The 8,218-nt window shown below is 58.5% G+C and carries 9 protein-coding genes; all 9 read left to right on the forward strand.

What is annotated here, in order from left to right; all coding sequences use genetic code 11:
• The first annotated feature begins 234 nt into the window (after positions 1-234).
• Positions 235-984, forward strand: a complete 750-nt coding sequence (locus BG52_RS02490; RefSeq protein ID WP_036582766.1) for a Cof-type HAD-IIB family hydrolase — start codon at positions 235-237, stop codon at positions 982-984.
• Positions 985-991: 7 nt separating this feature from the next.
• Positions 992-1,474, forward strand: coding sequence for a DUF456 domain-containing protein (locus tag BG52_RS02495; RefSeq protein ID WP_036582764.1), 483 nt, complete (start codon positions 992-994; stop codon positions 1,472-1,474).
• A gap of 31 nt (positions 1,475-1,505) precedes the next feature.
• The gene (locus tag BG52_RS02500; RefSeq protein ID WP_036582761.1) at positions 1,506-2,228 is read left to right on the forward strand and encodes a ThuA domain-containing protein; all 723 of its coding nucleotides are present in this window, start codon (positions 1,506-1,508) and stop codon (positions 2,226-2,228) included.
• Positions 2,229-2,250: 22 nt separating this feature from the next.
• Positions 2,251-3,876, forward strand: a complete 1,626-nt coding sequence (locus BG52_RS02505; RefSeq protein ID WP_036666792.1) for a putative polysaccharide biosynthesis protein — start codon at positions 2,251-2,253, stop codon at positions 3,874-3,876.
• A gap of 120 nt (positions 3,877-3,996) precedes the next feature.
• A complete protein-coding gene (locus tag BG52_RS02510; protein ID WP_036582752.1) occupies positions 3,997-4,344 on the forward strand; it encodes a thioredoxin family protein in 348 nt (115 codons plus the stop codon).
• A gap of 200 nt (positions 4,345-4,544) precedes the next feature.
• On the forward strand, positions 4,545-5,468 hold the full coding sequence (locus BG52_RS02515; protein WP_036582825.1) for a COX15/CtaA family protein: 924 nt from the start codon (positions 4,545-4,547) through the stop codon (positions 5,466-5,468).
• Between the two features lie 3 nt (positions 5,469-5,471).
• On the forward strand, positions 5,472-7,253 hold the full coding sequence (locus BG52_RS02520; RefSeq protein ID WP_036582749.1) for a UbiD family decarboxylase: 1,782 nt from the start codon (positions 5,472-5,474) through the stop codon (positions 7,251-7,253).
• Between the two features lie 29 nt (positions 7,254-7,282).
• Positions 7,283-7,993, forward strand: a complete 711-nt coding sequence (locus BG52_RS02525) for a Cthe_2314 family HEPN domain-containing protein (protein ID WP_036582748.1) — start codon at positions 7,283-7,285, stop codon at positions 7,991-7,993.
• A gap of 62 nt (positions 7,994-8,055) precedes the next feature.
• Positions 8,056-8,218 (forward strand): SDR family NAD(P)-dependent oxidoreductase (locus BG52_RS02530; protein ID WP_144340716.1); only part of this gene is annotated, 163 nt, incomplete at its 3' end.

The following is an 8,218-nucleotide window of genomic DNA, read 5'->3' on the forward strand; positions in this document are numbered from 1 at the left end:
TGCCGCGCAAGCCTGCAACGTCCGCAGCGCCGGCAGCCGCAGCGGCTGCGCAATAAGCGGGCCATTTCTGTCGCGCTGACGCCGCCGGCATGATGGACTAACGTGTAGAGGAAAGCGCGGTCAGCCATTATGGCGGCCGCGCTTTCGTTGTGCCGGGACGAATGGCGGCGAACTTCCGTTTGGAATCCTATCGAAATGTGCTAAAATGGCAATGATGCGGGAAGGAGGCGCTACATGGCGGATTACAAAATAATCGCGCTGGATATGGACGGAACGGTGCTTAACGACCGGCAGGAGATCAGCGAAGAGAACGCGGCTGCCATCCGCGATGCGTTGGACGCCGGCATTACCGTGTGCTTCGCTACGGGCCGCGGCTTTCAAAGCGCTTACCCTTATGCGGAGCAGTTGGGCCTCGACACGCCGCTTATCACCGTGAACGGCGGCGAGCTTTGGCGGCGGCCGAATGTGCTCCACCGGCGAACGCAGCTGGATGCGGCAATGGTCGAACGGCTGCATAAGCTGGCGCTCCAGTCGGACGTGTGGTTCTGGACCTACGCCGTGGAAGGTATTTTTAATCGCGAGCAGTGGATGGAGCCGGCGGGCGCTTACGAGAGTAAGCATTGGCTGAAATTCGGTTATTATTCCGAGGATGCGCCGCTGCTGGCGGATATTTTGCGGACGATCGGGGAATGGGGCGGACTCGAAATTACGAATTCGTCGCCGTTTAACCTGGAAATCAATCCGTTTGGCGTGACCAAGGCGGCTGCGCTCGGCGAGCTTTGCGAATTGCTCGGCTGCGGCATGCAGCAGGTTGTTGCGATGGGAGACAGCCTGAACGATCTGGCGATGATCCGGGCGGCGGGGCTTGGGGTCGCGATGGGGAACGCGCAGGATGCGGTGAAGGATGAAGCCGATTACGTCACGTTGACGAACGAGCAGCATGGAGTGGCCCATGTCATTCGGAATCTCGTTTTGAAGGAGTGAACGCGGTTTGGATATCGTCGCATGGATTTTGATCGTCGTCCTGTTTATCGTTGGCATGGCCGGCGCCGTATATCCGATTTTACCGGGGGCGCTGGCCATTTATGCGGCTTTTTTCGTTTACGGCTTTTTCATCACGTGGGAGCCTTTCGGCTGGATTTTCTGGACGTCCCAGACCCTGATCGTTGCGATGCTGTTTTTTGCCGATTACGCGGTCAACGCCTGGGGCGTCAAACGGTTCGGAGGGTCGCGGGCATCCGTGATCGGCAGCACGATCGGCGTAATCATCGGACCGTTTGTCATTCCGGCGTTCGGTCTGGCGCTCGGCCCTTTTATCGGGGCGGTCATCGGTGAACTGGCAGCCGGCTCGAATGCGGAGAAGTCGATGAAGGTCGGCTTCGGCTCCGTAGTGGGCCTGTTCTCAAGCATCGTCGTCAAGGTTATGATGCAGATTGCCATGATAATGCTGTTTATTTTGTGGATTGTTTTTTAGCGATTAATCGACGGACAGGAGCGGATTACGAATGGTACGCGTAACGGTATGGAATGAATTTCTGCATGAAAAGGTGCACGAAGAGGTTACGAAGGTGTACCCTGACGGCATTCATAACACATTGGCCAAAGGAATCTCCGAGGATGGCATCAAGGTGCGCACCGCCACGCTGGAGCAGCCGGAGCACGGACTGACGGAAGAGGTTCTCAATGAAACGGATGTGCTCGTCTGGTGGGGCCATATGGGCCACGAGCAGGTGGAGGATCGCATCGTCGAACGGGTACATAACCGCGTGATGAACGGCATGGGGCTGATCGTGCTGCATTCCGGACACTTCTCCAAAATTTTCAAAAAGCTCATGGGTACCGGCTGCGATCTCAAATGGCGGGAAGCGGGCGAGAAGGAACGCATCTGGACCGTCAATCCGGCGCATCCGATCGCGGCAGGCATTCCGGAGCAGTTTGTGCTTGAAAACGAGGAAATGTACGGCGAGCACTTTGACATCCCGGCGCCGGACGAGCTGATCTTCATCAGCTGGTTCGAGGGCGGCGAGGTGTTCCGGAGCGGCTGCACGTTCAGTCGCGGACAGGGTAAAATTTTCTACTTCCGCCCGGGCCACGAGACGTATCCGACCTATTATAACCCGCTGGTGCTGCAGGTGATCAAGAACGGCGTCCGCTGGGCGGCGCCATCGGGCGCAGCCGCCCCGGTGCGCGGAAACCACAATCCGCTTGAGCCGATTATAGGGCAGTAAAGAAGGGCGGCAACGGAGCAGCGTGAGCTTAAAGAAAGATTCGCTAATCAAGGGAACGATTATTTTGGCGGCGGCTGCGCTCATCGCCCGCGTCCTCGGCATTTTTCAGCGGGTGCCGCTGGATTATATGCTTACGGACGCCGGCGGAGCCTATTTTACGACAGCCAATAACATTTATTTGCTGCTGCTTGTTGTGGCGACCGGAGGCATTCCGAGCGCGATCAGCAAGATGGTGTCGGAGCGGTATGCGCAGGGCAAGGCAGGCGAAGCGCATGAGATTTACCGCGCAGCGATTTTTTTCGGCATTTTTACCGGCATCCTCGTTTCGGGACTTTTATATCTCGCAGCCCCATTCATCGCGGAGAAGCCGGGTGCGGTCGCGTCGATCCGCGCGATTGCGCCGGCGCTGCTGCTCTTCCCGGTTATCGCGATGATGAGGGGTTATTTTCAGGGCCGGCAGTTCATGACTGCCGGAGGCATTTCGCAGATCGTCGAACAGATTCTGCGGGTGGTGGCCGGCGTCGGCATCGCAGTTGTGCTTCTGCAATGGGGCTACGAGGATGAATGGGTCGCCGCCGCTGCCGCTTCGGGTAGCGTGTTCGGCAGCGTCGGCGCCTTCCTGATCATGTTAGGGTACGGGATTAAATTGCGCAGGGCGGACGCAAGCGCGGACCTTGTTTCTGCAAAGCCCGCCGTTAAAGGAAAGCTGGGCGGTACTTATCGGCAAATTTTCCGGCTGTCCGTGCCGATCGCGTTAACTGCCATGACGGTGCAATTTTTCTACACCTTTGATTCGCAGTTTTTTTACAGCCTGACGCAAGCGGCATATGTCTCTTCCGCCGAGGCGGATTCGGCCTTCAATGCGCTTGGCATCAAAGCCCAGGCGATTGCCGGCATTCCGCCGATTCTCGCGATCGCGCTCAGCCAGTCGGTTATACCGGTCATTTCCTCGGCCTACGCCGTCGGCAATCTGGACGAGGTACGCCGCCAAACGTCGCTTGTCATGCGGATCGTACTGTTCACCGGCGTCCCTGCCGCACTGGTCTTGACGGTTGCTGCACCCTCCGTTACCGGGCTTATCTATACACCCGGCGGCAGCGGCGTGGTCGCGGCTTTGACCGCCGGAACCATTTTCCAGATTACGATGCTGACGACCAATTCGATTCTGTTCGGGCTAGACAAAGCGCGCCAGGCTATGTATCATACCGCAACCGGCATGCTGATCAAGGCAGGACTTAGCGTTGCGCTCGGTCCGTTCCTCGGCGTGTACGGCCTGATTGCGGCGTCGACGGTCAGCTTCATTCTGATTACGTGGTGGAACGTGGCGACCGTCCGCAAAACGGTTGCGGTCAACGTACTGGGCTCGCGCTGGATCCCCTATCTGGGCGCCGTCGCTTTGACGGCCGCTGCGGGCCGTGCCGTTGACATGGCAGGCCTGCGTTTGCTGGAGCCTCTGCCGTACAAATTGGCATGCTTCATTACGGCCGCCGCGGCGGGTACGGTGATCGGCATGGTGTACCTCGCGCTTCTGGTTATGCTCGGCGTGGTCAGGCGGGAAGACGCGGCATCTTTTCCCGGGCCTCTGCGCAAGCTGTTCACATGGCTGTTAAGGATGCGGTCGGATAAAAGAGATAAGGCAAGCATGTGAAGGCGCTGGGCAGGTCGGTCGCTGGGAGACAGGATTCGACGAGGAGCAAGCATTGGTATTGGCGCGCGTTGTGGAGTAAAATAAGAAGTGTAAAAAAGGATGAAGTGAGGAGTGACCGACATGGAGAAGCTGCATACCGAGGCGGAATTTCGCGAGCGGGTCGGACGGGACGGCTTGACCGTCGCCATTTTCAAGACGACCTGGTGCAAAGACTGCCATTACATCGAACCGTTTATGCCGGACATTGAGCGGGCTTATGCGGGACGAATCGAGTTCATCGAGCTTGACCGCGACGATCTGCCTGACCTGTGCTCCGAGCTAAACATACTCGGAATTCCCAGCTTTATCGCATTCCGCAACGGCCAAGAACTCGTAAGATTCGTCAGCAAGCTGCGCAAAACACGCGAGGAAATCGAGCAGTTCCTCGACCGTGCCCTGCAAGTCTCAGGCGAACTGTCTCAGGCTTAACGGACGCGCAGCTGTAAAGTCCCCCGGATCGCTGCCCATTCGGCGCAGCGCCCGGGGGACTTTTTGCTGCGCACAACGTCGGACGAAAGGCGTCTTGCGCGCCGCAACTATGTGAACTTGTTCACAGTTTGAACATGGATTTTGACGATTTTTATCGTTATAATGATTCTGGGTTAATAACCGGAAATGTGGTGATGACAATGGTATCCCGACGTTATCGGGTGCTGGTAATTGCAGCTAGCATCGGCATGCTGCTCGTCCTGTTGGCTGGCGTTCTTGTAACGAATACCGAATCCGGCGAAGGCTGCGGAACCGACTGGCCGCTGTGCAACGGCAAGTTCATTCCCGCCAAGACGCTGGAATCGGCGATCGAATATTCCCACCGGATGATAAGCGGTGTGGTCGGGCTGCTGATCCTCCTAACGTACGTCATAACGTATCGCAAATACAAAACGGATAGAGAGCCGAACTTGTATGCCGGCGGCGCGCTGTTGTTCACGGTGGTACAGGCGTTGATGGGCGCAGCGGCGGTCAAATGGCCGCAATCGCCGCCGGTTCTGGCGCTTCACTTCGGCATTTCGCTATTCGCGTTCGCGTGCACGATGCTGCTGGTTGTCTGGGCTTACCGGAACAGCGGGCACATCGCGGGGGAGCAACCAAGATTTACGGTTCCGACTTCCTTCCATCCGCGCATCATGCTGACATTGGTATACAGCATCGTCGTCATCTATCTAGGCGCTTATATCCGCCATACGGACTCCGGCGGCGGATGTCTCGGTTGGCCGCTCTGCAACGGCGAGGTCATTCCCGCAATGGACGGGGCGACCGGCATCGTGTTCGTTCACCGCGTGGCGGCGGCGATCATGCTGCTCCTGGTGATCGGAATGAACCTGCACATCCGCCGCGGCGGACGGGCTGCCCAAGGAATCGCGCGGTCCGGCTTGTGGGCGCTGGTGCTCGTCGTGACCCAGATTGCGAGCGGAGCGCTGCTGACCGCCACATTCGGCAACGAGAATGTCTATATCTTTGCCAACCTGCTTCATAACTTGATCGTTTCGTTCTTTTTCGGCATTCTTGCCGACATGACCATTCGTTCCCGGATACTGCGAGAGAGGCGGAACTAATCGATGGGCTTTCAGGATTTGCGTGCTTTTATCGAAATCCTTCGGCGGGAAGGAGATCTGGCGGTCATAGATGCGCCGGTCGATCCCGTGCTGGAGGTTGCGGAAATACATCGGCGGGTCATCGACGAGGGCGGGCCCGCTCTTTTATTCACAAATGTAAAAGGAAGCTCTTTTCCAGTCGTGACGAACCTGTTCGGCACGATCCGCAGGGTCGACCTGGCGTTCGGCCCGCGCCCGGAGCAGCTGATGAAGCGGCTGGTGGGGCTGACGGACAAGCTGCTGCCGCCGTCGCCGAAGGCTTTCTGGGGACAGCGCGACCTTGTGTGGGATATGCTGAAAATTGGTCTGAAGGACACGCCGGCGGCGAAAGCGCCTGTTCTCGACGTTCAGCGGCGCGAACGGCCGCTTGCGGGATTGCCCGCCATCACGAGCTGGCAGGAGGACGGTGGCCCGTTCGTTACGCTTCCGCTCGTCTATACGGAGCGGCCGGGGCATCTGAAGGAGCATAATCTTGGGATGTACCGGATGCAGATTTTCGACGACGCCACGACCGGCATGCACTGGCAAATCCAGAAGGGGGGCGGGTTCCACCATTATGAAGCCGAGCAGGCGAATGAGGCACTGCCCGTTACCGTTTTTCTCGGTGGTCCCCCCGCATTGATCGCATCGGCGATTGCGCCTGTGCCGGAACATCTGCCGGAGCTGCTGCTCGCGTCGCTGATCGTCGGCGGCAAGCTGCCGGTCGTACAGGATCCGCAAGGGCCGCACCGGCTGCCGGCATACGCGGAGTTTGCGATCAGCGGCAAAGTGCCGCCGCATCTCCGGCGTCCCGAAGGCCCGTTCGGCGACCATTTCGGCTACTATTCGCTGCAGCATGATTTTCCGGTTTTTAATGTGGACCACGTATGGCACCGCAAGGATGCGATCTATCCTGCGACCGTCGTCGGCAAGCCCCGGCAGGAGGACTATTATCTCGGCGATTTCCTGCAACGTCTGCTGTCGCCGGCCTTCCCGCTTGTCATGCCGACCGTACGTTCGTTGTGGACATATGCCGAGACCGGTTTTCATGCGCTGGCCGCCGCCGTCGTTCGGGAAAGCTATTCCCGCGAAGCGCTGGTCTCCGCCTTCCGGATTCTCGGAGAAGGGCAGCTGACCTTGACGAAATTCCTGATGCTGACGGACCAGCCGGTCGATCTTGCCGATTTCCCTTCGCTGCTGGAAGCCGTGCTTGCCCGCTTTAACCCTGCTGTGGACCTGTACGTCTTCGACAAGACGTCGCACGACACGCTCGATTATACGGGCGGCAAGCTGAACCACGGCAGCAAGGGGGTGCTTGTCGGCGTAGGCCAGCCGATTCGGGAGCTTCCGGCCGAGTATGACGAGGGGCCGATCGAGGAAATAACGGCTGCCGCGCCGTACTGCAAAGGCTGCCTCGTCGTGAGCGGCGCCGCCTACGAGCGGGAGCCTGAACTGGCGAAGCGGCTGGCCGGCCGTCTGGCTGCGCGCGGCACGGCATGGCCGCTGATCGTGCTTGTGGACGACGCCTCGATTGCAAACGGCCAAACGCCGTTCCTGTGGACCGTGTTCACGCGCTTCAACCCGGCCGATGATATCTACGCCGAGACCGAGCTGCGCAAGCATCACGTCGGCTATAAGCTGCCGATCGTCATTGATGCGAGAATGAAGCCGGGTTATCCGGATGAGCTTTTCCCGCGCGAGGACATCGTGCGGCTGGTTGACCGCCGGTGGAACGAGTATTTCGGGAGATCGCGGCAATCGAGCTAGAATACCGCGGTAAGAGAAGGAGGAGTCCAATGCTGCGCACATTGTTCGGAGACCCTCCGCGCAAGGCCGAGGGGGAGCTTGCCGAGGCTTTCGAGTGGATGGAGCGTTTCGTAAGGCTGATGAACGACAGGATTTCGGCCGGCAAAGACGGAGAGCGCAAGCTTCGTACCTACGAGCTGTGGACGATCGGGCTGATGGCGTCGCTGGACGAGCTGGAGCAGAGCAGATACGCGGCGAGACGCTTTGCTGCCCGGGTACGCAAACCATCGCTTGCCCGGATGACCGAGGAAGAGCAGCTTGATTATTATCGGCATGTCTACTTTGATAAAAACGCTTTTATTCGCGTGTTCGCGATACTCGATAAGCTGGGAACGTTCATGAACGATTTGTTCGGGCTGGAAACGGAGAAAATAAAATCCCACTTCTCTTATTTCACCGTGCTGCGCGGTATGCGGCAGCGCAATCTGCATCCGGCTTTGACCGCAGTTCTCGGCAAGCTGAAGGACGGCAGCCGGGAGCCAATGGCCAATCTTCGCAAACGGCGGAATACGGAGATCCATTACATGAACACGGAATTAATGGATGATCTGGTGCAAAGCCATCAGTCGTACCGCGCGGACTTCGAACTGGAAGATCTGGAAGCGCAAATGAGCGACCTGGATCAATCGTTTGCCATGGTTACCCAAACGCTGTGCGCCGCATTCGAGTATGCCGCCCGGCTTCCGAACCTGAACCGATAGGCGCTTGATGTGCTATACTCTAACGGAACAGGTTTTGTCGCGAGGGGAGGATGACCGTGGAACTGACGGGCAAGACGGCCTTAATAACCGGAAGCGCGAAGGGACTTGGCAAGCGGACTGCGCTGCAGCTGGCCCGGCAGGGCTGCAACATCATCGTCAATTACTTGCACAGCCGCGAGGAAGCCGAGGCGTTGCGGGCGGAGCTCGAAGCGCTCGGAGTCGGCG

It is taken from the genome of Paenibacillus darwinianus, from assembly GCF_000598065.1.
Taxonomy (GTDB): Bacteria; Bacillota; Bacilli; order Paenibacillales; family Paenibacillaceae; genus Paenibacillus_I; species Paenibacillus_I darwinianus.